Consider the following 25,136-nt stretch of genomic DNA (forward strand, 5'->3'; position numbering starts at 1 on the left):
CACGGGGGAGGGGGCGGACCGGCCGCACCCGCTCGTCCGCTACGCGGAGGGGGCCGCCAGGGCCGCCACCTCTGCGGCGCTCAGCGCCTTGCCGTAGACCCGGAAGTCGTCGACCGCGCCCTTCAGATACGGGTCGGCGTACTGCGACCTGCCGACGTACCCGGCGCGGATGTGGTTGCCGAAGTGTCGCGGCTCGACCGTGACGCCCGCGTTCCGCCCGGCTTCGGCGCCGTCGACGTACAGGACGGCCGTCCCGCCGCCGTAGGCCACCGCCACGTGCACCCAGCGGTCTGTGGGCAGCGGGTCGGCGTCGATGCGCTGCTCGGCTCCCGCACCGCCGGCGGTGATCGCGTACCGCAGAGTGCCGTCTCCGCTGAGCGGGGTGAGGAACAGGTTGGCGGTGACGCCGGTGCCGATGTCGAAGATCCGGCTCCAGGCACCCGGCGAGCCGTCCAGCCGCACCCACGCGGCGAGGGAGTAGGCAAAGGCGCCCGCCAACAGGTCCTCGGCCAGGGCGACATGACCGTCCGTGCCGTCCAGCGCCACCGCGCCGCCGATCCGGCCGGACGCCAACCATGAGGCACCGCCGACCAGTTGGGCCGCCTTGCCGTGGCCCGTCGCGTCGGCCGCGGTGGTCCCCGAGGGCTCGTCGAAGCGGTGCCAGGCGGCGAACTCCGGGGGAGGGGACGGGGGCAGACCGGTCAGCCAGTACACCGAGTAGCGCTGGTGGTGGACGCGGGCGATGGGCAGCAGGGTGACGTCCTCGCCGTCGGCGCGGGCGGTGAAGCGCAGCGGGGCCGACGACTCCTGCCGTACGGAGGCGACGTCGAGGCGTGGCAGCCACGGGTTGGCCTTGTCGCCGTACGCCCCCGCCAGGACGACCGGGCCGTGCAGCACCGCCTGGACGTCGCCGTCGTCGGGGGTCGCCTCGACGGTCGTGCGCATCGGCAGGGACACCTCGACGCGGTCACCGGTGCGCCAGGCGCGCTCCAGGGTGAGCCAGGTGCCGGGCTTCGGACGGTCGGGCAGCGCACGGCCGTTGAGGGTGGCCCGGGCGCCCGAGGCCCAGGCCGGGATGCGGATCTGCAGCCGGTGCGTGGCGCGCCCGGCGGCCACCGTCAGGGTGGTGGCGGGGCTGTCGGGGAAGCCGGTGGTCTGCCGCCAGGTGATGCCCTGCTCCCGCCAGACGACCCGCGAGGGGATGAACAGGTTGACCAGCAGACCGCGGTCGTCGTGCGTGTAGATCGTGTCGGCGAACTTGGCGTGGGTCTCCATGCCGGTGCCGTGGTCGCAGGAGAAGTTGTCATAGTCGGTGGAGTAGGCGTTCGGGTCGCTGCCCATGAAGGACGGCTGGCGCTTGAACGAACCCGGGGCGAGACCGGTGTAGTAGATGTTGAAGCCGTGCGCGGAGTCCGGGTCCTGCTCGCCGAGCATCTGGTTGAACAGAGTGCGCTCGTAGTAGTCGAGCAGGTCGGTGCGGTCCGGGGTGTGGAAGTGCAGCAGCCGGGTCAGCTTGAGCATGTTGTAGCTGTTGCAGTTCTCGCAGGTGTTGTCGGACAACTGGCCCGCTACGACGTCCGGTTCATGGAAGGCTTCGCCGTTGCTGTTGCCGCCGATGACATACGAGTGGTGGCCGGTGACGATCTGCCAGAAGTTCGCCGCGATGGTGCGGTAGCGGTCGGGCAGGCCCTCCTCCCACAGCCGCAGGGCGCCCACCATCTTCGGGATCTGCGTGTTGGCGTGCAGACCGGCGAGCCGGTCCTCGCCCCGCGCCAGCGGATCGAAGACACGCGCGTGCGTGAAGCGCTCGGCGACCTCGAGCCACCTGCCGTCACCGGTGAGGGCGTGCAGATCGGCGAGCACGTCGTTCATCCCGCCGAACTCGGTCTCCAGCACCCGCTGCATCTGCTCGTACGACAGCTTCGCGGTGCGCGCGTCGACCCAGCCCGCCTGCTGCAGCACCACCTCCAGGGCCTGGTCGTTCCCGGCCAGCCGGTACTGCTCGACCAGCCCGGCCATGATCTTGTGGATCGTGTAGTACGGCGCCCACACCCCCGTCCCGGCCTCCAGCCGGTCGAAGAAGCTCTCCGGGAAGGCCGACAGATACCCCTTGCCGAACCCGGCGGCGGGCGAGGCGGCCTGGCACTTGGCGAGCTCGGCGACCAGGGCGCGGCCCTTGTCCCGTAACGCGGTCTCCCCGGTGCCCGCGAAGGCGAGAGCGAGCCCGGAGAGCAGATGGCCCGTGGAGTGCCCGCGCAGCTCCACGCTCGGCCCCTCCCAGCCGCCGCAGGGCTGGGCGCTGCTGGGCAGGCCGACGTTGATGCGGAAGGTGTGCAGCAGCCGGTCGATGTCGACGAAGCGCAGATACGCCGAGTTGCGGCGCTGGTTGTGGCGGAAGGCGCTGTCCAGCAGGGTCACCGCGGTGAGCGGGAAGGGCCGCACCGGGGTGGCGGCGGCCGGAGCGGCTCCGGTGGCGGCGTGCGCAGTTCCTGTGCCGGCGAGGGCGAAGGCGGCCGAGGCGGTGCCGGTGGCGGCGAGGAACAGGCGTCTGCCGAGGGGTGGGGTCATCACCGATGTCCTTTGCATGTCGAGGAGTCGGGGCGGCGGTGTCCCTCCACCACTCCACTCCGGTTCGAAATACCGAATGTTGTGCGACATGCTGTGCGGTGGACACGCTATGCGCCTGCTGTGTGATGTCAACAGCGCTTGATGAGACGGAAGTTGCGCGCGGGGGGTCAGCTCCCCTTGCGCTCGCTGTCCAGCAGCAGCGCGTGCAACTCGGCCGCCCGACGGGCCAGTTGCTCCGCCTGGCCGGTCTCGGCACGGGTGCGCGGCCGGGGGAGGGTGATGTCGAGGACCGTACGGATTCGGCCGGGGCGGGGAGTGAGGACGACCACCCGGTCGGCGAGCAGGACCGCCTCGTCCACGGAGTGGGTGACGAGGACCACGGTGGCCGGACGCTCGCGGTGCGTCCGCTGCAACTCGGCGCACAACTCGTCCCGGGTCAACGCGTCGAGCGCGGAGAACGGCTCGTCCATCAGCAGTACCCGGGGTCGCTGCATGAGCGAGCGGCACAGCGCCACCCGCTGCTGCATCCCGCCGGACAGCTCGTGCGGCAGCCGCCGGTCGAATCCGTTGAGCCCCGTCGTCGCGAGCAGTTCGAGGGCCTGTTCACGGGCGCCGCCCGGCCGCTCACCCGAAATCTCCGCAGGCAGCAGCACGTTGTCGAGCACCGACCGCCAGGGCAGCAGCGCCGGACGCTGGAAGAGGAAGGCGCAGTCGCGGCGCGGTCCGGTGACCGAGCGCCCGCCGACCAGCACCTCGCCCCGTGTCGGCGGCAGCAGCCCGGCGATCAGCCGCAGCAGCGTCGACTTCCCGCACCCCGAGCGCCCGACGACGGCCACGAACTCCCCGTCGCCGGCCTCCAGGTCGATACCGTGAAGCGCTTCGACGCGGCCCCGCCGATGCGCGAACTCCTTGGACACATTCCGTAGTTGGATCATGCGTCGACTCCAGCCGGCCACCGTGCACGGAGTACCGAAAATCGCTCTGCTGGATTGTGGCATGCGCGCGTACGATTTTCGGGATCGCGATCCCGGCAATACGGCTCGGCCGATTGCCGCCGTCCCCCCACCATTCCGCTTCATTCCCCTCCATTCCCCACCGGGGAGGCCGCATGCTCCGTGCCGGGCGCACCACGGCCGTGTTCTGCGCGATGGCCGCGCTGCTGGCCGCCGCGACCGCCTGTGACTCCAACTCGTCGGCCAAGAACGCGAGTTCGGCCAAGTACCACGACACGTACGTCACCGCGTTCGGGGCCGCGGGACGGGACGCGTTCGTCTGGGTGGCCGAGCAGAAGGGCTATTTCCGGCAGGCGGGCCTCGATGTGAGGATCGAACTCGGAAAGGCCACCGGAGAGAACCTCAAGGCCCTCGCCGCGGGAAAGGCGCAGTTCGCAAGCCTGGACCTGACCGGCGCGATGATTTCCGAGGGCGCCAAGAACTCCACCGCCTATCGCGAGTTCCGTGCGGTGCTCGCCATCCATCAGCGCACCCTTGTCTCCATCATGGCGATGCAGGGTTCGGGCATCAGCGCCCCGAAGGACCTCAAGGGGAAGCGCATCGCGGCCGCCGCCAACTCCGTGAACCAGCTGCTCTTCCCCGGCTATGCCAGGCTCGCCGGCATCGACACCGCCGGAATCCGCTGGATCGCCGTCCAGCCCGTCCAGTTGGGCCCGGCCCTCGCGAGCGGGAAGGCCGACGCGCTCAGCACCTTCCTGATCGGCCGGCCCACCATCGAAAAGGCCACCGTGCAGGCCAAGTCGAAGCATGTCGTGGTGTTCCCCTACAGCGACCACCTGCCCGACCTGTACGGCAACGCCGTCGTCACCCCCAACTCCCTCGCCACGAACAAGCCGGACCTGGTCAAGCGCTTCCGTACCGCCATGCTCCATGCCCTGAAGTACACGATCGAGCACCCCGATGAGGCCGGAAGGCTGCTGCACGCCGAACAGCCGGAGACCGACGCCGCCGCCGCGACCCAGGAGATAGAACTGATGACACCGTCCGTGACGGCGCAGGGCAGGGCGAACATCGGGATGATTACGGAGGCGCGGATGCGGCGGGCCATCAGCAGCCTGCAGAAAGCCGGTCTCATCGAGCCCGGCATGACACCGCAGGACGTCGTCGACTTCGCTGCCATGAAGGCGAGTTGACGCCCATGGAAACCCCGCTCACCTACGCCTTCGACAACGACGACCCGGCAGCCGTCGACCGGCACAACCAACTCCCGGTGGTCCTCGACGAGTTCACCGCCTCGCGGCTGACGTCCCTGGGCGACCTGACCGGCCGACGCTGCCTCGAGATCGGAGCCGGGGGCGGCAGCATCGCCGCCTGGCTCGCCCGCGCGGCGGGACCGACCGGACGCGTGCTGGCCACCGACATCAACACCCGCCATCTACCGACCGATTCACCCTACGAGGTGCTGCAGCACGACCTGGAGACGGAACCGGTCCCCGAAGGGCCGTGGGACGTCATCCACGCCCGGCTGGTGCTGCTGCACCTGCCCGGCCGCGAGGCCATTCTGCGCAGGCTCGCCGCGGCCCTCGCCCCCGGCGGCGCACTGGTGGTCGAGGATTTCGAGACGACCTTCCGCAAGATGGTGCTGGCGGCTCCCACCCCGGAGGCCGCCGAACTGGTCGACCTGTACCACACCCTGCTCGTCGAACGCGTCCTGCCCGCCCACGGCAATGACCCCACCTGGGCCTCCCGGGCACCCGCCGCCATGCTCGAGGCGGGCCTGACCGACGTCGACACCGCGATGCACGCCCGGTCCTGGCCCGGCGGCACCGCCGGCGCCCTGCTGATCGGCGCGAACCTCGCCCAGGCCCGGGAGGACTTCCTGGCCGCGGGCATGACCGAGGCCCAACTCGACGCCCTGGTAGGGCTGGTCGACGACCCCCGCCTGATCGTGCGCAGCCACTTCACATACTCGACCATCGGCCGCAGGCCCCCGGCGTGAGACGCGTCCTGTCGGCGGGACCTCCGGTCCTGGCGGCCGGGTGCGCCCTGGCCGGGTGGTGGCTGGTGACGGTCGCCTTCGACATCCGGCCGTTCCTGCTGCCCGCGCCGCCCGACGTCGTCGACGCCTTCGACCGGCTGCCCGGCTATCTGCTCCGCCAGACCTGGCAGACGTTCGCCGAGACCGCGGTCGGCTTCGGGCTCGCCGTGGCCGCCGGTCTCGCCACCGCGGTGCTGCTCACCGCCTCCCGTACGGTCGAGCGGGCGGTCATGCCGCTCCTGGTCGCCGTCAACGCGGTCCCCAAGATCGCGGTCGCGCCGCTCCTCGTGGTCTGGCTCGGCTTCGGCACCGCGCCCAAGGTGTTCATGGTGGCCCTGCTCGCCTGGTTCCCCGTCGTGGTGGCGACGATGGCCGGGCTGACCTCCGTGCCCCTGGAACTGACCGAACTGGCCCGCTCGCTCACCGCCTCCCGCTGGCAGACCTACCGCAAACTGCGCATCCCCTGGGCCCTGCCCCAGGTCTTCATCGGACTGCGGCTCGGCGTCACCCTGGCCGTCGTCGGCGCCGTCGTCGGCGAGTTCGCGGGCGGCGACCAGGGCCTCGGCTACGTCATCGTGGCCTCCGGCGGCAACGCCGACACACCCCTCGCATTCGCCGCGATGGCCCTGCTCAGCGTCATGAGCGTGCTGCTCTTCTACCTCGTCGTCCTGCTGGAGCGACTGTTGCTGCCGTGGGCCCGCGAGGTCACCGGCTGATCGCGCTCCCGGCTGCCCGCCGTCGGTAACCGCTGCGTTTCCGACGTAAATTTCCGCGCCCGAAGGGTTGGCGGGAAACCGTCGTCTCGTTATCGTTCACGCACTTCACTCAATCGTTCCACTGAACGAATAGCGAGAGGGACGGTCGGTCCATGTCCGACATCCACCATCCGGGCCGCCGGTCGGTGCTCGCCGCGGGAGCCGCCTCCGTGGCCTCACTCGGCGCGTCCTGGCTGCTGTCCGGCTGTACGGGCGCCACGGCCGCCCCCGTCGTGCCGGCCGCCGCAGTGCGGGGCGCCCCCGACCGCGGCGGCACCCTGCGGATCGCCCGGCCGCCCGCCTCCGACGCCGAGACCCTCGACCCGGCGAGCGCCCTGTCGGCGTACGAATACCTGGGCGCCCTGTACAACCGGCTCGTCCGCATCGGCGCCGACGGCGAGCTCGCGCCCGACCTCGCCGAGTCCTGGGAGGCCGACGGCAAGGCGCGCACCTGGACCTTCCGGCTCCGCAAGGGAGTCACCTTCCACGACGGCCGCGCCTTCACCTCCGCCGACGCCGCCTACACGCTGCGCCACATCCTCGACAAGGCGACGGCTTCCCCGCAGGCCGCCGTCCTCGCCCCGCTCGTCGACCCGGACAAGCTGCGCACGCCCGACGCCCACACCCTCGTCGTCCCGCTGAAAACCCCGAACGCCGAGTTCCCGAGCCTGCTGACGCACTACAACTGCTACGTCGTCCCCGACGGCAGCGCGAAGTCGATCGGCCGCACGGGCATCGGCACCGGCCCCTTCGAGCTGGAGTCGTTCGCACCCGCGGGCCCCGGCCGCATCACCGCCTACGCCGACCACTGGGCGGGCCGCCCCGTCCTCGACGCGATCGCCTTCTACTCGGTCGCCGACATGTCCGCCCGCTCAAATGCCCTGCTGGCAGGGCAGGTCGACCTGCTCTCCCAGACCAACCTGGACTTCGCCACCGCCCGCGTCGTCGCCGCCTCCGACCGCGCCACCATCGCCCGGGTGCAGAACGCCCAGTGGTACGTGCTGCCGATGCTCACCACGGAGAAGCCCTTCACCGACGTACGCGTACGCCAGGCCATGAAGCTCGCCTACGACCCGGAGCACGTGGTGCAGGTCGCGCTGCAGGGCGCCGGCACGGCCGGCTGGGACAACCCCGTACCGCCGAACGACCCGGCGCACATCTCCGCACACCCGAAGCACGACCCGGAGCAGGCGAGGTACCTGCTGAAGAAGGCGGGCCACGAGCATCTCGCCGTCGACCTGTACACCTCCTCCTACGACCCCCTCTTCACGCCGATGGCGCTCGCCTACCAGGAGTCGGCGAAACGCGCCGGCATCCGCATCCGCGTCAAGACGGCGTCCGCGGACTCGTACTACACGCAGATCTGGATGAAGAAGCCGCTCATGGCCACCTACTGGTTCACCGGCAGGCCCGTCGACCAGCTCTTCACCCAGATCTTCCGCACCGGCTCCTCCTACAACGAGACCGCCTGGTCCGACAAGAACTTCGACGCCGTCCTCGACCGGGCACGCGCCGAGACGGACGACACCAGACGCCGCGAACTGTACGGCGAGGCACAGAAGTTGGTGATCGAGAAGGGCGGGGCGATGACCCCGATGTTCGCCGACCGGCTCGTCGGCATCTCGCGCAAGGTGCGCGGATACGCCGAGCACGGCTTCGAGTTCGACTACCTCCGCATCGGCCTGAAGGGGGCGTGAGCATGCTGTCCTTCGTCGCCCGCCGGATCGCGGCCGCCTTCGGCACCCTCTTCCTCTCCTCCGTGCTGGTCTTCCTCGCCGTCCAGGCCCTGCCCGGCGACGTCGCCACCCAGGTCCTCGGCAAGGACGCGACCCCGGCCGCCGTCGCCGACCTGCGCGGCAAGTTGGGACTCGACCAGCCCGCCTGGGAGCGGTACGTCGACTGGATCAAGGGCGCCCTGCACGGCGACTTCGGCACCTCCCTCGTCTCCACGAAGCCCGTCGGCGGTGAAGTCGCCCAGTATCTCGGCAACTCCGCGCTGATCGCCCTGATCACGGTCCTGTTCGCGGTGACCGGCTCACTGCTGCTGGGCATCCTCGCCGGGCTCCACCGCGACCGCTGGCCCGACCACGTCATCTCGACCGTCAGCCTCGTCGGCATGAGCGTCCCCGAGTTCGTCGTGGCCACCGTCCTGGTGCTGTGCTTCTCGGTCGCCCTGCCATGGTTCCCCGCGGTCGTCCTCTACGGCCCCGACGCCACCGTCGGCCAACTCCTGCCCGCCGTCTGGCTCCCGGCCCTGGCTCTCGCCGTGGTGATGGCCGCCTACATCCTCCGCATGGCCCGCACCTCGGTCATCGACGTGATGGCGAGCGAGTACGTCACCACCGCCCGCCTCAAGGGCCTGTCCACCTGGCGGGTCGTCACCCGGCACGCCCTGCCGAGCGCCCTGCTGCCCACCCTCCACGTGATCGCCCTCAACGTCGCCTGGCTCGCGGGCGGGGTCGCCGTCGTCGAGAACGTCTTCAACTACCCGGGCATCGGCAAGCTGATGCTCTCCTCGGTGCAGAACCGGGACCTGCCCGTCATCCAGGCCATCGCCCTGATCAGCGCCGTCGTCTACGTCGTGTGCAACCTCGCCGCCGACCTCGGCGCCATGGCCCTCAACCCCAGGCTCCGCACCCGAGGGAGGACCCGATGACCACGCTCGACATCCCACCGGTGACCGTGGTGGCCCCGGGACGCGCCGCCCGCGCCTGGCGCACCCTGCGCTCCTCACGCACCGCCGTCGTCGGCCTCGCAATCGTCGCCGTCCACGTAGTGATCGCACTGCTCGCGCCACTGCTCACCTCCTACGACCCCATCGCGGGCGACGCCTCGCACGCCCTGCTCGGCCCGAGCGGGTCGCACTGGGCCGGCACCGACCAGTACGGCCGCGACGTCCTCGCGCGCGTCCTCTACGGCGGCCGGTACGCGCTCGGCGTCTCCGTCACCGCCACCGTCCTGACCGTCGCCCTCGGCACGGTGATCGGCTGCGCGGCCGCACTGCGCGGCGGCTGGTTCGACGACGTGCTGGGGCGGGTGCTGGACGCAGTGCTGTCAGTGCCCGCGATCCTGACACTCCTCGTCGTCGTCACGGCGCTCGGCACGGGCCCGCTCGTCATCGTGCTCGCGATCGCCGTCGTCTACGTGCCTCAGGTCGTCCGGGTGGTGCGGGGCGCCGCCCTCGCCGTCGTACCCGCCGACTACGTGACCGCCGCCCGAGCCCGTGGGGAGGGCACCTGGGCGATCCTGCGCCGCGAGGTCCTGCCGAACATCACCGACGTCGTGTGCGTCGAGTTCGCGATGCGTGCCTCCTGGGTCGTCCTGCTGATCTCCTCGCTGTCCTTCCTCGGCTTCGGCGCCGATCCGCCCACTCCCGACTGGGGGTTGATGGTCGCCGAGAACCGCACCGCCATCACCGTCGTCCCGATGGCGAGCCTTGCGCCGATCATCGCCCTGGCCACGCTCGTGGTCGGGCTCAACCTCGCGGCCGACGGCCTGTCCAAGGCCTGGGGCGTCGACCGGATCAGGGAGGGCTCCTGATGACCGCGATCGCATCGGTCACGACCCCGATCGTCTCCGTGAACTCCCTGTCCGTCGCATACCGTTCGGGCGGCCGGGACGTGCCCGTCGTCCACGAGGTGTCCCTCGAGGTCGCCGCCGGGCGGACCCTCGCCCTCGTCGGGGAGTCCGGCAGCGGCAAGTCGACCGTCGCCGCGACCCTGCTCGGGCATCTGCGGCACGGCTCCCGGATCACCGGCGGCTCGGTCCGGGTCGACGGCCACGACGTCTTCGCCCTGCCCGCACGGGAGTTGCGGCGGATGCGCGGTGGGACGGTCGCCATGGTCGCCCAGAACGCCGGACACGCGCTGACGCCCTCCATGCGCATCGGCCGCCAGATCGAGGAGGCGGGCGGCGACATCCCCGTTGCCGACCTGCTCGCACAGGTCCGGCTGCCGCGCCCCGCCGAGCTGGCCCGCCGCTACCCGCACGAGCTGTCCGGCGGCCAGCAACAGCGCGTCGCCATCGCCATGGCCATCGCCGCCCGCCCCAAGGTGCTGGTCCTCGACGAACCGACGACCGGCCTGGACGTCGTCACCCAACGCGGCGTCCTGGACCTGATCGCCGCCCTGCGCGACGAACTCGGCCTGGCGGCCGTGCTGGTGAGCCATGACCTCGGCGTCGTCGCGCACCTGGCCGACGAGGTGTGCGTGCTGAACTCGGGCCGGGTGGTGGAGTCGGCGCCCACCCGGCAGCTGTTCGCAACGCCGCAGGAGCCGTACACGAAACGGCTGTTGGCGAGTGTGCCGCGGCTGGACGACTCCGGTCTCGCGCTCGTGGGGGAGACGGGGGAGCGCGAGATCCGCCCGAAGGCCCTCGTGCCGGACGGCTCGCCCGTCGCTGTCTCTGCCCGTGACGTCACCGTCGACTACGGCAGCTCCCGTGCCGTGCACGGCGTCTCCTTCGAGGTGCGGCGCGGTGAAGTCCTCGCGCTGGTCGGCGAGTCGGGCAGCGGCAAGTCCACGCTGGCCTGGACCCTGGCGGGCCTCCGCGCCCCCTCCGGCGGCTCGATGAGCCACGAGGAGGGCGACCTGGCCCGGCCCGCCCGGCAGCGGCCGATGTCCCTGCGGCGCCGGGTGCAGCTCGTCTTCCAGAACGCGGACACCTCGCTCAACCCCCGCCGTTCGGTGGGGGACGCGGTTCGGCGCCCGCTGCGGTACTTCGGTGCGGCGGCCGGCCGCGCAGAGGCCGCCGAGCGCGCCCGGCAGCTCATCGCCGACGTACGCCTCGACCCCGCCCTCGCCGACCGGCTGCCCGCCCAGCTCTCCGGCGGCCAGCGCCAACGCATCGGCATCGCAAGGGCGTTGGCGGGCGAACCGGACGTGCTGATCGCCGACGAGATCACCACCGCGCTGGACGTGTCCGTACAGGCCGACGTGCTGCGCCTCCTCGACGACCTGCGCCGCGAGCGACAGTTGGCCTGCCTGTTCATCAGTCACGATCTGGCGGTCGTGCGAGGCATCGCGGACCGCGTGGTCGTCCTGCGGGACGGCGTCGTGGTCGAGGAGGGGCCGACGGAGGCCGTCTTCGCCGCGCCCGGCCACCCCTACACCCGGCAGCTGATGGCGGCCGCCCTCGAACCCGACCCCGACGCAGGACCGTTGGTGGACGACGTTCCCGACTGGGCCGACGCGGCGGAATCGGACGAGGTGTGGACCGAGCACGGCGACGGTCACCGTGTCCGCCGCTGGCGACCCGTCAACGCCCCTGTCACTGAAGGAGTTTCGTGAAGTACCGCGACCGGTTCGAGCACCAGGTCGTGCACGAGGACGTGTGGATCCCCACCCGGGACGGCACGACCCGGCTGCACGCCCGCATCTGGCGCCCCGCCGACGCCGAGACCACCCCCGTGCCCGCGCTGCTCGAATACCTCCCGTACCGCAAGAGCGACTGGACCGCCCCGCGCGATGCCCAGCGCCACCCCTGGTACGCGGGTCATGGTTATGCCTCCGTGCGTGTGGACATCCGCGGCCACGGCGACAGCGAGGGCACACCCGGCGACGAGTACGACGCACAGGAACTCGCGGACGGCGTCGACGTCGTCAACTGGCTTGCCGCACAAGCCTGGTGCACCGGCAAGGTCGGCATGTTCGGCATCTCCTGGGGCGGCTTCAACTCCCTCCAGATCGCCGCCCTCGCCCCCGAACCCCTCAAGGCGATCGTGACGGTCTGCTCGACCGACGACCGCTACGACAACGACGTCCACTACACGGGCGGCGCCGTCCTCGGCATCGACATGCTCGCCTGGGCCGGCACCATGCTCGCCTTCGCCGCCCGCCCGCCGGACCCGTCGAACGTCGGCGCCGACCGCTGGCTGCCCATGTGGCGCGAGCGCCTCGACGCCCTCGAACCCTTCCTGCACACCTGGCTGGAGCACCAGCAGCGCGACGACTACTGGAAACACGGCAGCGTCTGCGAGGACTACGGCGCGATCGATGCGGCCGTCCTCGCGGTCGGCGGCTGGAACGACCCGTACCGGGACACCGTGCTGCGGCTCGTGGAGCACCTCCCCGGCGACCGGGTGCGGGGGATCATCGGGCCCTGGTCGCACCAGTACCCCGACCGCGGCCTGCCGCCCGGCCCCGCGATCGGTTTCCTCCAGGAGACACTCCGCTGGTGGGACCAGCACCTCAAGGGCATCGACACGGGCGTGATGGAGGAGCCGCTGCTGCGTGCGTGGCTCAACGACCCGGTCCCGCCCGCCCCCTCGTACGACGAGATGCCGGGCCGCTGGGTGAGCGACACCAACTGGCCCAGTCCGAAGGTAACTTGGGGTACACGGCCGCTCGGCGAGAGCCGTGATCCCGTTCCCGTACGCTCCCCGCAGCACACGGGCCTCGACGCCGGGCGCTTCTTCCCCTTCGGCAACGCGGGCGACCTGCCGCCCGACCAACGTGAGGAGGACGGCCGTTCGGTCTGCTTCGACTCCGTTCCCCTCACCGAGCGGGTGGAGATCCTGGGCCGCCCGCGTGTCCGGCTCCGCCTCGACAGCGCCACCCCGCGGGCCCACGTCATCGCCCGGGTGTGCGACGTCGCGCCTGACGGCTCGTCCACGCTCGTCACCCGGGGCGTGCTCAACCTGCTCAGCAGGCACGGGCGTGACCGGGCGGTCGAGTGGAGCCCGGGGACGTACGAGGACGTCGAGTTCGAGCTCAACGGCATCGGCTACGCCTTCCCGCCCGGCCACCGCATCCGCGTCGCCGTGTCCGACGCGTACTGGCCCTGGGTGTGGCCGCACGGCGAACGCGGCGCACTGCATGTCGTCCCGGCCGACAGCGCCGTACTCCTGCCCGTCCGCGAAGCCGTCGACGAGCCACCCGTCCGCTTCGAGGAACCCGAGCAGGCGTCCCCGCTGCCGGTGGCCTACGACGTGTCCGCCGACCCCCGCCCCGAGCGGCTGGTCACGCACGACGTGGCGAAGGGGGAGTGGACGCTCGAGGTCGACCCCGGCTACGGGGGATCGCGGACGTACCCGGACGGGCTGCGTTATGAGGAGAGCGCGCGCGAGACGTACGTCGTCCGCAGTGACGACCCCCTGTCCGCGCGGGCCGTCTCCGAGTGGCACATCCGGCTGCGGCGGGGGGACGACTGGGACGCTGAGATCATGACGCGGACGGAGCTGCGCGCCACGGCCGCGGACTTCATCATGGACAGCCGTATCGAAGCACGGGCGAACGGAGAGACAGTGGCCAAGCGCGCATGGCACCGCACCACCCCGAGGACGTCGGGATGACGGCCGCCAAGCAGCCCGAGCAGGCCGCGAAGAGCCCGCGCCGAGCCGTCGCCGCCGCCGACCGGACCCGCCAGCCCACCGAGGTGCGGCGGCGCCTTATCGTCGAGGCGGCCGTGCCGCTGATCGCCGAGCGCGGTTACAAGTCGGTCGGCGTGCGTGACGTGGCCGCGGCCGCCGGGGTGTCCGTCGGGACCGTCACCTACCACTTCGGCAGTGTGCAGGAGATCCTCTCCGAGGCCATGGTGCTGCACATCGAGCGGTACTACGCCGCGCTCAGCGAGGCCGCCGAGCAGGCGACGAGCGGCGCCGAGGCGCTCAGGCTGCTCGTCGACGCGCTGTTCACCGAGGACACCGACCGGCACTGGCGGATGTGGTTCGACTACTGGAACGCGGGCGAGCAGGGCACCGACGAGGCCTTCGCGCGCGGCCAGGCCCAGCGGTACGAGGCCTGGCACCGGCAGATCCGTGAACTGGCCGAACGGGGCGTCGCCGACGGCGAGTTCGACTCCGACGACCTCGACGGATTCACCGTCCGCTTCGCCGCCCTCGCGGACGGCCTGGCTCTTCAACGGCTGCGCCAGGCACCCCCGTTGAGCACCCAGGAGGCCCGACGGCACCTCAACCGGCTCATCGAGCGCGAGCTCGTTCCCCGATCACCCGAGTGATCTCGCGGGCGATCCGCAGGATGCCCGGGGAGCGCGCCGGGCACGGCTTCGGCGTGGAGGTCGTGGGCGCCAGACAGAAGTGCAGGTAGTCCTTGTCGAGGTGGAGGGCGGTGCGGTCGCGGGAGGGCTGGGTGCAGTAGTCGGGGTGTGCGCGCTCGTAGGCGGTGCACGGCAGGTACTCGGCCCAGGTGTAGCGGGCCCCGGCGGGGCTCACGGTCGCGCCCGCGTCGGCGACCAGGTCGCCCGAGGCGGTGGCCTGCTTCTCGTACATCTCGTTCACGCGCCGGACCCGGTCGGGGGTGATCGGGTCCGGGCCCTGCAGCACCCACACGATCTTCGGGGGTTTGCTGCCACCCGCCGCGGCGATCTGCTCGGTGAGCCTGCGCAGGTCGGCCTCGTAGCGGGTGAAGTACTTCTGCTGCGAGGCGTCGTAGGTGATGCCGTCCATGCACCACGTGTAGACCCACGCGTTGCCCCAGAACTGCATGACCACATAGTCCGGATGCTGCGCACGCACCAGCGCGGCCGCCTTGTCGGCGGCCGGCACCAGTGACTTCTCCCCGGTGCCCTCCAGGTAGTCGCACAACGTCGTGCCCGAGTACGGGGCGCTCGTGTACTTCGCCTTCAAGTCCCGGCGCAGTTCCTGCCCGAGCACGTTCTGGGCCTCCATCGCGAGCGAGTCGCCGAGGTAGAGCACACGGGGCGCCACCTTGGGCACCTCGGGGGAGGCGGGGGCCCGCTGGTGGGTCGTCGTGGCGGATGCGCCCGGCACGGCGGGCGAGGGCGGGGCCTCCTCGGGCCCGGACGACGGGTCGCCGCACGCGCCGAGCAGCAGCACTCCGGTCAGCAGTGCCCCCACGAACCACGGCTTCCGCATACGTCGACTCCAGCCCCGGCAACCGAAACGGCACCCCAGGCAAGCACAGCCGGGCCCAAGGCGGAAGACACACAAGTGAGTTCAAGCCGAGGGACTGTCTTTCGGATCAGCCCCGGCCCAGTCGCTGAAGGAGTTCCAGCAGATCCGTCAGCGGCAGGGGCTTGGCCAGGTGGGCATCGAAGCCGGCCGCCCGGGACAGGGCGCGGTCGGTGCCCTGGCTGAACCCGGACACCGCGATCAGCCGGATCCGGTCGCCGTCCGGCCGCGCACGCACCGCACGGGCGACCGCATAGCCGTCGATGTCCGGCAGCCCCAGATCGCACAGCACGACGTCGAAGGGCTGATCGTCGACGGCGGCGAGCGCGTCCTCGCCCGTGTGCACCGCCGTGACCCGGTGGCCCTGCCGTACCAGCAGGGTGCGGTAGGTCGCGGCCAGGTCCACGTTGTCCTCGACGATCAGGATGGACAGGTGGCTCTGCGCCGGGCGGATCTTCCGGGGCCCGGCCTTCCGTGGACTCGCACCGTCGGTCGTCGGCAGCAGCACCGTGAAGGACGCGCCCTTGCCCGGCCCGTCGCTGTGCGCGCAGATCGTGCCGCCGTGCAGCTCCACCACCGTACGGGCCACCGCGAGCCCGAGCCCCAGCCCCTCCGGCGTGTCCGGACCGGCCGGGGCGGCCCGCATGAACACCCCGAACAGCTCCTCGGCCTGGGCGGGTTCAAAGCCGATGCCGTCGTCGCGCACGGTCAGCCGGGCCCGGCCGTCCACCGCCGTCAGGCCCACCTCCGTGTGCCCGCCCGGCCGGGTGTACTTCAGCGCGTTCGACAGGAGGTTCATCAGAACCTGCGCCAGCCGCAGCCGGTCGCCGTCCACGACCACCGGCTCGGCCGGCAGCACCACCCCCAGCGTGCGGCCCTCGTGCCCGAACAGGCCCCGTATGTCGGCGCACGCCCCGTGCACCACGGACCGTACGTCGACCGGATCGCGCACCAGCTCAAGACGCCCGGTCACCGCCCGCGTCCCGTCCAGCAGGTCGTTGCTCATCCGCGCCAGCGTGCCCAACTGCCGCTCCAGCACCGCCAGCGCCGGATGGCCGTCCGGCATGTCGAGGGCCAGCAGCTCGGTGGCAGCCGTCGCCGCGGCGAGCGGGTTGCGCAGCTCGTGCGAGAGCGTGGCGATGAACCGGTCCTTGGCCCGCTGTTCCTCCCGCAACCGCCGCCCCGCCGCGTCCAGTTCGTGATTGGCCCGACTCAGCTGCTCGTTCACCTCGCGGATCTCCCGCGCCCGTACGAACAGGTCGATCTCCATGCCCTCGGCCCGCATCTGCGCGTCCGCCACGGCCCGCTGCTGCTCCCGGCCCACCTTGCGCAGATGCACAAACTCCGTGACGTCCTCGACCCGGTGGATGATGTACCGCACCTGCCCGTCGTCCCCGAGCACCGGCGCGTTGACGGGGCTCCAGTACCGCTCGTCGAAGGCGCCCTCCTCGCCCGTCGGGATGTCGTAGCGCTGCAGCGCCATGGTGTCCGTACGGCCGCTCCTGACCACCGTCTCCAGTGACCGGCGCAGGTTGGCGACGCCGTCGGCCGACGGGTCGTCCGGGTTGTCGGGGAAGATCTCGAAGATGGGGTGGCCGACGATGGCCCGCTCGGTGCGGGTCGCCGTCAGGTAGGCGCGGTTGACCTCGACGATGGTGAAGTCGGGGTCCAGGATCAGCAGCGGCGACAGCGTCGCGTCGAACAGGCTCCGGAAGTCGGGGGCGTCGGGCATGGTCGGACCTCCGTGGCCGCAGCGGATGACTCAGGCGTCGAGGCGGTAGCCGTAGCCCCGCACGGTCGTGATCCGCGGGGCCGGTCCGGGCAGGTCCGCGAGCTTGCCGCGCAACCGGTACACGTGCTCGACCACGGTCGCCGGCTGCTGCCAGGACGAGCCCCAGATCCGCTCCAGCAACTGCTCCGCCGAGAACACCCGGCCCGGCGCGGCCGCCAGCATCTCCAGCAGCGCGTACTCCTTGGGGCGCAGCGTCAGCGCCGCACCGTCGACCGACGCCTGGCGCGCGGCGCAGTCGATGCGCAGCGCGCCGACCCGCAGCACGGTCGGCAGGTCAGGCGGCTGCGAGCGGCGCAGCACGGCGTGGATACGGGCCACCAGCTCCCGCTGCGAGAACGGCTTGACCAGGTAGTCGTCCGCGCCGATCTCCAGCCCCGCCACCCGGTCCGCCTCCGCACCGCGCCCTGTGACCACGATGACCGGCAGCCGGCTCGTGGAGCGCAGCGCCCGCAGCAGCTCGAGACCGCTGCCGTCCGGCAGCCCCAGGTCGAGCACGGCGAGATCAACGCCGCCCTCGTACAGGGCGGCCTTGCCGGCGCGCGCGTCCATGGCCCAGGTGACCGTGAAGCCCGCGCGCTCCAGATAGGAACGGCACATCAGTGCGAAGTCGGGGTCGTCCTCGATCAGAGCGAGGTGCGGACGCATTCCGCATCACCCGGCCCATCTGCCGTCCACCAGTTGTTGCGCTGGTGAGCAGGCGTTGATGCCCCGACCATGTGGCGAAGGTAGAACAGTAAATGCCCACGGTTCAAGGGGGAGCCGCCCGGGGGAGTTCCGGCACGGGCTCGTGCGATGCGGGGATGCAAGAGACATCGCACGAGCCCGCGCCGGAACGTGCTGTCCGGCGCGGGCCCGTGCGGGGCGCGGCGCCGCTCAGATCCGGTCGGCCGCGATCAGCAGGTACTGGAAACTTCCGTTCTTGTACGCGGTCAGGAACGTCTCCTCGATGCCCGTGACCAGATGGTCGGCCTGCCGGCGCAACTCCCAGTAGGGGATGGTGTCCGAGGTGAGGTCCTGCACATGGACGGGCACCAGGCGGTGGCGGGCCAGCGCGCGGAAGTACTCCGAGCGCGGGTGGATGTCGCAGATGTAGTGGGCGTTGATGAGGGACACCTCGCGGGAGGCCCGCCCGTAGGTGTCGTTGTAGCAGCCGGTGATCACGACGTAGCGTCCGCCGCGGCGCAGCAGCCGGGAGTGCTCGGCGAACAACAGGTCCAGCTCGACGTACATGGTCGACTCGTTGTTCCACGACGCCGCGTACGCACCGCTCGCGAAGCCCGTGTCGAGCATGTTGCGGTGGTGGTAGCGCACCTGGCCGTCGATGCCCCGCCTGCGGGCCTGGTCGCTCGCGAACTCGGCCTGCTTGGCGGAGATCGTCACACCGTCCGCGTGGCAGCCGTGGCGCAGATGCGCCACGACACTGCCGCCGCCACGCCCGCAGCCGGCGTCGAAGACGCGGTCGGTGGGGGAGAGGGGGCCGAGGTGGGTGGTGAGGAGTTCCGCCTGGGCGTGCTCCAGACGGTGCAGTTCGGTGGTGATCCGCTCACGGCGCAGCTCGGGGTCGGTCTCGTCGAGCACGGACCAGTCGACATCGCCGACGCCGTAGTGGTGGTGGTAGAGGTCGTCGATCCTGCCGAGTTCGAGATTGACCGGGTTCTCCTCGGCATTCCAGTAGTCCGCGACGCGGGTCTGGTACGTGGACTGGGTAGGCACCGGTGCTGCCTTGGTGCCGGCGTCGGGGGCGATGGTCAACGATGACTCCTCGTGGTGCGTCTGACGGTACGTCAGGAGAGTGGGCATTACCAGTAGTTGGGCAGGTGGTAGCGATGGGTGTTGGTGGCGTGCCACTCGTGGTTGCCGGCCACCCAGTCGGACAGGCCCCGGGCGTAGCGCTCGACGAGGGGCGAGGTGGCGGACAGCAGGGCGGACTCGTCCTCGAACGCGGCCATGATGTCGTTGTGGATCTCGACGGCCTTGAGATAGGCGGCCTTCAGCCCGCACCGCTCGTTGGCCGCGACGACGACCGGCAGATTCAGATGGGTGGGGTCGCTCGCCAGCTCCTTGGTGAAGGAGTACAGGTCGTTGACGATGGTGGTGGCGTTGCAGGCGAGGGCGGTGATGCGCTGGATCTCCGGCCGGGCGTAGACGGCCTCGGGCAGCTCGTAGCCGTCCACGGCGTCGACGATCGACAGACAGGGCCGGAAGTTGTTGAACTGCCGCATCACCAGGTACTCCCACACCCGCGGCGTGTAGCGGATCTCGGACCAGGCCGCCTCCGCGAGATAGCCGAGGTGCAGCCGGGCGATGTCCTGCACGAAGCGGTCGGTCTGGCTCGGGGTGGCGAGGACGGCGTAGTCCTTGAGCGCCCAGTGGTACGAGCGCAGCGGGCCGTCGGCCTGCACCCCGTGCGCCCACTGTTCCTGCAGCGCGGGTGTGCCGTGGAAGGGGTCGAGCGCCGACTGGGCCAGGATCAGCCGTCCGCCGAGGCCGCGGCGGGCACCGCCCCTGCCCTCGTCCTCCTCGCAGTAGCAGCTGTCGACGAGGTTCTCCGCCAGCAGCAGCTTGCCGGCGACGGTGAGGCGTTCCAGGTCGGCCGCCGCCGGATGCTGCAGTACGACGGCCCGGCCGAACTGGAAGCCCGAGAAGTCCCCCGACCAGGCCTCGGGGAACAGGTCGAGGCCGCGGGCCCAGGATTCCAGCCTCCGGTCGACCTCCTTGACCTTCTCCGGGTCGGCGGGGGCGACGGACCGGTACCTGAGCCCGGGGATCGCACCGCCGCGGCGGGTACGCACGGTGCGGGCCAGATTCGGCGGCCCGGGCAGCGCAGGCGGGGAAGCGGGCGTGCTCATTGCTTGCTCCACCCTCAGTCGGCCGTCCGGCCGATCTGGACGTTCTCCAGGATCCCGGCCGCGTCCGGCACGAGGATGGCCAGCGAGTAGTAGGCGGTCACCAGATAGCGGATGATCGCGGCCGTGTCGATGCCCATGAACCGGACGTTCAGGCCCGGCTGGTACTCCTCCGGGATGCCGGTCTGGTACAGACCGATCACGCCCTGGTCGGACTCTCCGGTGCGCAGCGCGATGATGCTGCTGGTGTGGTCGCGGCTGATCGGGATCTTGTTGCAGGGAAAGATCGGGACCCCGCGCCAGGCAGGAATCTCGTGCCCTTCGACGGTCGCCGTGCCCGGCACCAGACCGCGCCGGTTGCACTGCCGGAAGAACGCCGCGATCGCCTTGGGGTGGGCCAGGAACACCTTGGTCTTGCGGCGCATGGCGAGCAGCTCGTCCATGTCGTCGGGGGTCGGCGGTCCGGTGAAGGTGCTGACGCGCTGGCCGTAGTCGACGTTGTGCAGCAGCCCGAACTCCCGGTTGTTGACCAGCTCCCACTCCTGGCGCTCGCGGATCTCCTCGATCGTCAGGCGCAGTTGCTGCTCGGTCTGGTTCATCGGGTTGTTGTAGAGGTCGGCGACCCGGGTGTGGACCCGCAGCACGGTCTGGGTGAGCGACAACTCGTACTCGCGCGGGGCGAGTTCGTAGTTGACGAAGCCGCCGTTCAGGGTCGGCTCGCCGACATGGCCGGCCTGCACGGGGACGTCGGCCTCGCCCTTGCGGTTCACCGGCAGCTTCTGCCGCTCGGCGTACGCCGCCAGATGTGCGGCGAGGGACGGCACCCGCTCGGTCAACTCCGTGACCACGTCCCAGGGCAGGACCAGCAGCACGCCGGCGGTCTCCGCCCGCACCGAACTCAGCCACAGCGGATCGGACTGGCCGATGCCCTCGTCCCCCATCTGGTCACCGTCGGCGACGACCCCGAGGATCTCCTCCTCGCCGTACTTGCCCGCCGCGAAGCGGGTGAACTTGCCGTGCACCACCAGGTACGCCTCCGTGACCGGCTGCCCGGCCTCGAACAGCACCTGCCCGGCGCGCACTTCGCGGACCCGGAAGCGCGTGGCGACCTGCCTGAGGACGTCGGTGTCGGAGTAGCCGCGCAGGACCGGCAGTTCGGTGAGCGTCTCGGGGATGACCTTGATGTCGTCGGCGCCGTTCTGCTCGAACTGCACCCGCCCGCGCCCGATCCGCAGCTGCAGACGCCGGTTGACCCGGTAGGTGCCGCCCTTCACGTCGACCCACGGCAGGGTCCGCAGCAGCCAGCGCGAGCTGATGGCCTGCATCTGCGGTTCGGACTTGGTCGTCGTGGCGAGCTGGCGTGCCGCCCGGGTGCTGAGACTGGTCAGTTCCGGCTCGCCGGCGGGATCGGGGACGGGTTCGTCGGTGGCGGGTCCGGGGGCGCTTTCGGGCGCGGACACATTCCCTCCCTGGGGATGACAGGGGTGAGTGGAGTGGTCGTTGATGAAGGAGACGTCGCGGTGGCTGACAACCGCGCACCGCATGTACAAGGCAAACAGCCACGGCGATGCCCCGGTACGGCGCGAAGGGGGCGGTTTCACGGCCCGGTGGTGCAAACCCGGCAAGCGAGGCGGATCACCACGGCCATCTCACCCCCACGCCGGTCGCTCCCGACCGCCGCCTCCGGCGCACAGGCGCACGACCACCGCGCGCAGCCCGCACTACAGGTCGTTGACCAGCACCGCCGCACCGTCGAACCGGCCCGCTTTGAGGTCCCGCAGCGCCTCGTCGGCCCGCGACATCGGGTAGGTGTGCGTGGTGGCATGCACGCCATGCAGCGCGGCCAGGGTCAGGAACTGGCGGCCGTCCTCCCGGGTGTTGGAGGTGACGCTGCGCAGCTGCTTCTCGTAGAAGACGTCCGTCTCGTAGCGCAGGGGCGGGATGTCGCTGAGATGGATGCCGGCGATCGAGAGCGTCCCGCCCCGGTCGAGGGCCCGCAGCGCGAACGGGACCAGATCGCCGACCGGCGCGAACAGGATCGCGCTGTCCAGCGGTTCGGGCGGCAGCGCGTACGCGTCCTGCGCCGAGGCCGCGCCCAGCTCGAGCGCCAGCTGCCGTGCCGCCGCCCCGCGGGTCAGGACGTGCACCGTCGCGCCCTCGGCCAGCGCCACCTGCGCGCACAGGTGGGCACTGCCCCCGAAGCCGTACAGGCCGAGCCGTCCGCCCGGCGGCAGCGCCGCCCGCCGCAGCGCGCGGTAGCCGATGATCCCGGCGCACAGCAGCGGCGCCAGCGCCACGTCGTCCAGGGCGCCCGGCAGCCGGTAGGCGAAGTCGGCGGGCACGGTCGTGTACTCCGCGTAGCCGCCGTCGGCGTCCCAGCCGGTGTACCGCGAGGCCGGGCACAGGTTCTCGGCCCCGCGCACGCAGTACGCGCACGTGCCGTCCGTCCGGCGCAGCCACGCCACACCCACCCGGTCACCGACGGTGAACCCGTCGACCTCCGCTCCGAACCCGGCCACCAGGCCCACGACCTCGTGCCCGGGCGTCACCCCCGCCCGGTGCACCGGCAGGTCCCCTTCGGCGACGTGCAGGTCGGTCCGGCACACCCCGCACGCGCGCACGTGCACCAGAAGCTCGTCGTCGCGGGGCACCGGCACCGGTTTCCCGACGAGTTCCAGCCCCCTCTCCTCGACCGGCCCGGGCGTCACCACCGACCACGCGCGCATCGTCCCGTCCGTCATCCCGCACCCCGTCCGCAGCGTCGAAACCCGTTCACATCCAGTCTGAAACGGACCGAAGCGTTCGGCGCGCGCTTCGGCGGGCGTGTGACTAGCGTGAGGAAACGGACCATCCACCGATCGGGAGAGGGTCGCAGTCATGGCCGTACAACCAGAGGGAACCCCCTGTTGGGCCGATGCGATGTTCGGCGACGTCGAGGGAGCGAAGAGCTTCTACGGCGACGTGCTCGGCTGGACCTTCGGCGAGGCGTCGTCGGAGTACGGCAACTACACCCAGGCCTACGCGGACGGCAAGGCGGTCGCCGCCGTCGTACCGCCGATGTCCGGCCAGGAGGGCCAGTCGCAGTGGTGCCTCTACTTCGCCTCGCCGGACGCAGCCGCCACCGCCGCCAAGATCCGGGAGAACGGCGGCGAGGTGCTGATGGAGCCGATGCAGGTCGGCGAGTTCGGCACCATGTGCCTGGGCCGCGAGCCCAGCGGCGCCGTGTTCGGCGTGTGGCAGGCGGGCACCCACGAGGGCTTCGAGGCGACCGCCGTGCCGGGCGCCTACGGCTGGGCCGAGGTGTTCACCCGTGAACCCGAGAAGGCGGACGCGTTCTTCCGTGCCGTCTTCCCGTACACGGCCCAGCAGATCGTCGACGACAACGTCGACTTCCGCATGTTCAACCTCGGCGACACCACGGTCCTCGGCCGTATGAAGATGGGCGACGAGTTCCCGCCCGAGGTGCCGTCGTACATCAACCTCTACTTCGTCGTCCCGGACTGCGACGACGCGGTCGCCAAGGCCACCAAGCTCGGCGGTGTACTGCGCTTCGGCCCGATGGACAGCCCCTTCGGCCGGTTCGCGGCACTGAGCGACCCACAGGGCGCGAGCTTCTCGGTGATCGACGTCAACCGCACCGAGGGAGAGCTGCCGAAGACGAAGGACGTCCCTTAGACCTCCCTTGGACCGCGAACGAGGGGCCCGTCCACGCATGGCATGATCGAGCCCATGCGTGAACGTGTGGTGGCCGCGTGCGACGGGGCTTCGAAGGGAAATCCGGGACCGGCGGGCTGGGCGTGGGTGGTCTCCGACGACTCTGAGACCCCGGCCCGCTGGGAGGCCGGACCGCTCGGCAAGACCACCAACAACGTCGCCGAACTCACCGCGCTGGAACGCCTGTTGGCGGCCACCGACCCCGGCGTCCCGCTCGAGGTCCGCATGGACTCCCAGTACGCGATGAAGGCGGTCACCACCTGGCTGCCGGGCTGGAAGCGCAACGGCTGGAAGACGTCCGCCGGCAAACCGGTCGCCAACCAGGAACTGGTCGTCCGTATCGACGAACTGCTCGACGGCCGCACGGTCGACTTCCGTTACGTACCCGCCCACCAGGTCGACGGCGACCCGCTCAACGACTTCGCCGACCGCGCCGCCAGCCAGGCGGCGAAGATCCAGGAGCCCGCGGGCAGCGACCTCGGCTCACCGGAGCCGCCGCCCTCCCCGGACACCCCGAAGACGGCTGCGCCGCGCCGGAAACCCGGCACGGCGCGCAAGAACGGCGGCTCCTCGTCCCGGACCATCAAGGCGAAGTTCCCCGGGCGCTGCCTGTGCGGCCGTTCCTACGCCGCCGGGGAGCCCATCGCCAAGAACGATCAGGGCTGGGGGCACCCGGAGTGCCGTACGGCGGAGGCCGATTAGACCCTGCACTGCTGGGCGAACCGCCCCATCCCGTCCGTCGGCCGGCGCCGTCCGTCGTGCCCTCAGTCGGTGTCGAAGGTGTAGTGGGCGGTGTGGTCCAGCAGGTCGGAGGGTCGTACGTCGTTCCACGGCTTCATCGTCTCGCCGAGGTCGACCACATCGGGCGTACCGCCGGTCGGCAGATAGCCGGAGCCGGGGTGGCGGCGCTGCCACTCGGCCCACAGCTTGTCGATGTAGGCGTGGTGCAGCCAGAACACCGGGTCGTTGGGGGAGACGCCGGTCGCCATCTGACCGCCGACCCAGACATGGACGCGGTTGTGCAGGTTCACGCCGCGCCAGCCCTCGAGATGGTTGCGGAAGCCGTCCGAGGCGCTGTTCCAGGGCGCCATGTCGTATATCGCCGTCGACAGGACCGACTCCACCTCGGCCCGAGTGGGCAACTCCCGTACCCCTGAGCCCAGTTGGCGGCGCAGATACGTACGTCCGTCGACGCGCACATTGATCGGCCAGTTGCCGGCCGACGCCGCGAACGGACCGTCCGTCACCTGGCCGTCACGGCTTCGCCCCGTGCCGCCGAGGAAGTCGGGCGCCCACAGCGAGGAACGCGGCGAGCGGTCGGTGCTCCAGTCCCAGTAGGGCAGCGCCACCGACGCGTCCACGGACTGCAGTGCGGCCTCGAACTCCAGCAGGAATCTGCGGTGCCAGGGCAGGAAGGACGGCGAACGGTGGCCGGTGCGTTCGCCGTTGTCGGTGTCGCCGAGGATGAACGCGTTGTGCGTCGTGACGAAGGCGTCGTAGCGGCCGCTGCGCTTGAGTTCGAGGACGGCGGCGACGAAGCGCCGCTTCTCGTCGGCGGTCAGGGTCGACTGGTTCTTGCGGACGGTCATGGTGCAGGTGCT

21 protein-coding genes are annotated in these 25,136 nt (G+C 71.1%); 11 read left to right on the forward strand and 10 right to left on the reverse strand.

Annotation, left to right across the window (positions count from 1 at the left end; all coding sequences use genetic code 11):
• Positions 1–39 precede the first annotated feature (39 nt).
• Together ACFY1L_RS44715 and ACFY1L_RS44720 are read right to left on the reverse strand one after the other, a co-directional pair.
• Positions 40–2,568 carry a beta-L-arabinofuranosidase domain-containing protein gene (locus ACFY1L_RS44715; RefSeq protein WP_388838775.1) on the reverse strand — a complete coding sequence of 843 codons (2,529 nt, stop codon included), beginning with the start codon at positions 2,566–2,568 and terminating at the stop codon, positions 40–42.
• 167 nt (positions 2,569–2,735) lie between these two features.
• Positions 2,736–3,503 carry an ABC transporter ATP-binding protein gene (locus ACFY1L_RS44720; protein WP_388838778.1) on the reverse strand — a complete coding sequence of 256 codons (768 nt, stop codon included), beginning with the start codon at positions 3,501–3,503 and terminating at the stop codon, positions 2,736–2,738.
• A 173-nt stretch (positions 3,504–3,676) separates the two neighbouring features.
• Between ACFY1L_RS44720 and ACFY1L_RS44725 the strand changes: the two genes are divergently transcribed.
• From ACFY1L_RS44725 to ACFY1L_RS44765, 9 genes are all read left to right on the forward strand, one after another.
• On the forward strand, positions 3,677–4,714 hold the full coding sequence (locus ACFY1L_RS44725) for an ABC transporter substrate-binding protein (RefSeq protein WP_388838781.1): 1,038 nt from the start codon (positions 3,677–3,679) through the stop codon (positions 4,712–4,714).
• A gap of 5 nt (positions 4,715–4,719) precedes the next feature.
• Positions 4,720–5,520: a class I SAM-dependent methyltransferase gene (locus tag ACFY1L_RS44730; RefSeq protein WP_388838784.1), complete on the forward strand. Its 801-nt coding sequence runs from the start codon at positions 4,720–4,722 to the stop codon at positions 5,518–5,520.
• Entirely contained in the window at positions 5,517–6,275 is a 759-nt protein-coding gene (locus ACFY1L_RS44735) for an ABC transporter permease (RefSeq protein WP_388838787.1), read from the forward strand. Before ACFY1L_RS44730 ends, ACFY1L_RS44735 begins: the two co-directional genes overlap by 4 nt.
• Positions 6,276–6,427: 152 nt before the next feature.
• Positions 6,428–8,011 carry an ABC transporter substrate-binding protein gene (locus tag ACFY1L_RS44740; protein WP_388838790.1) on the forward strand — a complete coding sequence of 528 codons (1,584 nt, stop codon included), beginning with the start codon at positions 6,428–6,430 and terminating at the stop codon, positions 8,009–8,011.
• A 2-nt stretch (positions 8,012–8,013) separates the two neighbouring features.
• Complete coding sequence (locus ACFY1L_RS44745) at positions 8,014–8,970, forward strand: ABC transporter permease (protein WP_388839073.1); 957 nt, start codon at positions 8,014–8,016, stop codon at positions 8,968–8,970.
• Complete coding sequence (locus tag ACFY1L_RS44750) at positions 8,967–9,854, forward strand: ABC transporter permease (protein ID WP_388838793.1); 888 nt, start codon at positions 8,967–8,969, stop codon at positions 9,852–9,854. The genes ACFY1L_RS44745 and ACFY1L_RS44750 overlap by 4 nt, the downstream gene beginning before the upstream one ends.
• On the forward strand, positions 9,854–11,602 hold the full coding sequence (locus ACFY1L_RS44755; RefSeq protein ID WP_388838795.1) for a dipeptide ABC transporter ATP-binding protein: 1,749 nt from the start codon (positions 9,854–9,856) through the stop codon (positions 11,600–11,602). The genes ACFY1L_RS44750 and ACFY1L_RS44755 overlap by 1 nt, the downstream gene beginning before the upstream one ends.
• Positions 11,599–13,605 carry a CocE/NonD family hydrolase gene (locus ACFY1L_RS44760; protein ID WP_388838798.1) on the forward strand — a complete coding sequence of 669 codons (2,007 nt, stop codon included), beginning with the start codon at positions 11,599–11,601 and terminating at the stop codon, positions 13,603–13,605. Before ACFY1L_RS44755 ends, ACFY1L_RS44760 begins: the two co-directional genes overlap by 4 nt.
• Positions 13,602–14,270 (forward strand): TetR/AcrR family transcriptional regulator, encoded by a 669-nt coding sequence (locus ACFY1L_RS44765; RefSeq protein WP_388838801.1) that lies wholly within the window; start codon positions 13,602–13,604, stop codon positions 14,268–14,270. The genes ACFY1L_RS44760 and ACFY1L_RS44765 overlap by 4 nt, the downstream gene beginning before the upstream one ends.
• Here ACFY1L_RS44765 and ACFY1L_RS44770 read toward each other — a convergent pair.
• The 7 genes from ACFY1L_RS44770 to ACFY1L_RS44800 all read right to left on the reverse strand — a co-directional run bounded on the left by ACFY1L_RS44770 (position 14,233) and on the right by ACFY1L_RS44800 (position 22,547).
• Positions 14,233–15,147 (reverse strand): SGNH/GDSL hydrolase family protein, encoded by a 915-nt coding sequence (locus tag ACFY1L_RS44770; protein ID WP_388838804.1) that lies wholly within the window; start codon positions 15,145–15,147, stop codon positions 14,233–14,235. The genes ACFY1L_RS44765 and ACFY1L_RS44770 overlap by 38 nt on opposite strands.
• Positions 15,148–15,253: 106 nt before the next feature.
• On the reverse strand, positions 15,254–16,915 hold the full coding sequence (locus ACFY1L_RS44775; protein WP_388838807.1) for an ATP-binding protein: 1,662 nt from the start codon (positions 16,913–16,915) through the stop codon (positions 15,254–15,256).
• A 30-nt stretch (positions 16,916–16,945) separates the two neighbouring features.
• Positions 16,946–17,620, reverse strand: coding sequence for a response regulator transcription factor (locus ACFY1L_RS44780; protein ID WP_388838810.1), 675 nt, complete (start codon positions 17,618–17,620; stop codon positions 16,946–16,948).
• A gap of 228 nt (positions 17,621–17,848) precedes the next feature.
• Complete coding sequence (locus tag ACFY1L_RS44785; RefSeq protein ID WP_388838813.1) at positions 17,849–18,727, reverse strand: geranyl diphosphate 2-C-methyltransferase; 879 nt, start codon at positions 18,725–18,727, stop codon at positions 17,849–17,851.
• A 47-nt stretch (positions 18,728–18,774) separates the two neighbouring features.
• On the reverse strand, positions 18,775–19,824 hold the full coding sequence (locus ACFY1L_RS44790; RefSeq protein WP_388838816.1) for a family 2 encapsulin nanocompartment cargo protein terpene cyclase: 1,050 nt from the start codon (positions 19,822–19,824) through the stop codon (positions 18,775–18,777).
• 14 nt (positions 19,825–19,838) lie between these two features.
• Complete coding sequence (locus ACFY1L_RS44795) at positions 19,839–21,281, reverse strand: family 2B encapsulin nanocompartment shell protein (RefSeq protein WP_388838819.1); 1,443 nt, start codon at positions 21,279–21,281, stop codon at positions 19,839–19,841.
• A gap of 261 nt (positions 21,282–21,542) precedes the next feature.
• Positions 21,543–22,547, reverse strand: coding sequence for a zinc-binding alcohol dehydrogenase family protein (locus ACFY1L_RS44800; protein ID WP_388839076.1), 1,005 nt, complete (start codon positions 22,545–22,547; stop codon positions 21,543–21,545).
• 151 nt (positions 22,548–22,698) lie between these two features.
• Here ACFY1L_RS44800 and ACFY1L_RS44805 point away from each other — a divergent pair, with 151 nt between their 5' ends.
• Both ACFY1L_RS44805 and ACFY1L_RS44810 read left to right on the forward strand, forming a co-directional pair.
• Positions 22,699–23,496 carry a VOC family protein gene (locus ACFY1L_RS44805; protein WP_388838822.1) on the forward strand — a complete coding sequence of 266 codons (798 nt, stop codon included), beginning with the start codon at positions 22,699–22,701 and terminating at the stop codon, positions 23,494–23,496.
• Positions 23,497–23,538: 42 nt separating this feature from the next.
• Positions 23,539–24,237, forward strand: a complete 699-nt coding sequence (locus ACFY1L_RS44810) for a ribonuclease H (RefSeq protein ID WP_388838825.1) — start codon at positions 23,539–23,541, stop codon at positions 24,235–24,237.
• 62 nt (positions 24,238–24,299) lie between these two features.
• On the opposite strand, the gene ACFY1L_RS44815 is transcribed toward ACFY1L_RS44810, so the two are convergent.
• Positions 24,300–25,124, reverse strand: coding sequence for a tyrosinase family protein (locus tag ACFY1L_RS44815; RefSeq protein WP_388838829.1), 825 nt, complete (start codon positions 25,122–25,124; stop codon positions 24,300–24,302).
• Positions 25,125–25,136: the final 12 nt, after the last annotated feature.

This window comes from Streptomyces sp. NPDC001663 (assembly GCF_042893105.1).
Lineage (GTDB): Bacteria > Actinomycetota > Actinomycetes > Streptomycetales > Streptomycetaceae > Streptomyces.

Coding starts and splice junctions, on each gene's coding strand:
- ACFY1L_RS44715 (WP_388838775.1), bottom strand. CDS start 2,568: ATGACCCCACCCCTCGGCAGACGCCTGTTCCTCGCCGCCACCGGCACC.
- ACFY1L_RS44720 (WP_388838778.1), bottom strand. CDS start 3,503: ATGATCCAACTACGGAATGTGTCCAAGGAGTTCGCGCATCGGCGGGGC.
- ACFY1L_RS44725 (WP_388838781.1), top strand. CDS start 3,677: ATGCTCCGTGCCGGGCGCACCACGGCCGTGTTCTGCGCGATGGCCGCG.
- ACFY1L_RS44730 (WP_388838784.1), top strand. CDS start 4,720: ATGGAAACCCCGCTCACCTACGCCTTCGACAACGACGACCCGGCAGCC.
- ACFY1L_RS44740 (WP_388838790.1), top strand. CDS start 6,428: ATGTCCGACATCCACCATCCGGGCCGCCGGTCGGTGCTCGCCGCGGGA.
- ACFY1L_RS44745 (WP_388839073.1), top strand. CDS start 8,014: ATGCTGTCCTTCGTCGCCCGCCGGATCGCGGCCGCCTTCGGCACCCTC.
- ACFY1L_RS44750 (WP_388838793.1), top strand. CDS start 8,967: ATGACCACGCTCGACATCCCACCGGTGACCGTGGTGGCCCCGGGACGC.
- ACFY1L_RS44755 (WP_388838795.1), top strand. CDS start 9,854: ATGACCGCGATCGCATCGGTCACGACCCCGATCGTCTCCGTGAACTCC.
- ACFY1L_RS44765 (WP_388838801.1), top strand. CDS start 13,602: ATGACGGCCGCCAAGCAGCCCGAGCAGGCCGCGAAGAGCCCGCGCCGA.
- ACFY1L_RS44770 (WP_388838804.1), bottom strand. CDS start 15,147: ATGCGGAAGCCGTGGTTCGTGGGGGCACTGCTGACCGGAGTGCTGCTG.
- ACFY1L_RS44775 (WP_388838807.1), bottom strand. CDS start 16,915: ATGCCCGACGCCCCCGACTTCCGGAGCCTGTTCGACGCGACGCTGTCG.
- ACFY1L_RS44780 (WP_388838810.1), bottom strand. CDS start 17,620: ATGCGTCCGCACCTCGCTCTGATCGAGGACGACCCCGACTTCGCACTG.
- ACFY1L_RS44790 (WP_388838816.1), bottom strand. CDS start 19,824: ATGAGCACGCCCGCTTCCCCGCCTGCGCTGCCCGGGCCGCCGAATCTG.
- ACFY1L_RS44800 (WP_388839076.1), bottom strand. CDS start 22,547: ATGCGCGCGTGGTCGGTGGTGACGCCCGGGCCGGTCGAGGAGAGGGGG.
- ACFY1L_RS44805 (WP_388838822.1), top strand. CDS start 22,699: ATGGCCGTACAACCAGAGGGAACCCCCTGTTGGGCCGATGCGATGTTC.
- ACFY1L_RS44810 (WP_388838825.1), top strand. CDS start 23,539: ATGATCGAGCCCATGCGTGAACGTGTGGTGGCCGCGTGCGACGGGGCT.
- ACFY1L_RS44815 (WP_388838829.1), bottom strand. CDS start 25,124: ATGACCGTCCGCAAGAACCAGTCGACCCTGACCGCCGACGAGAAGCGG.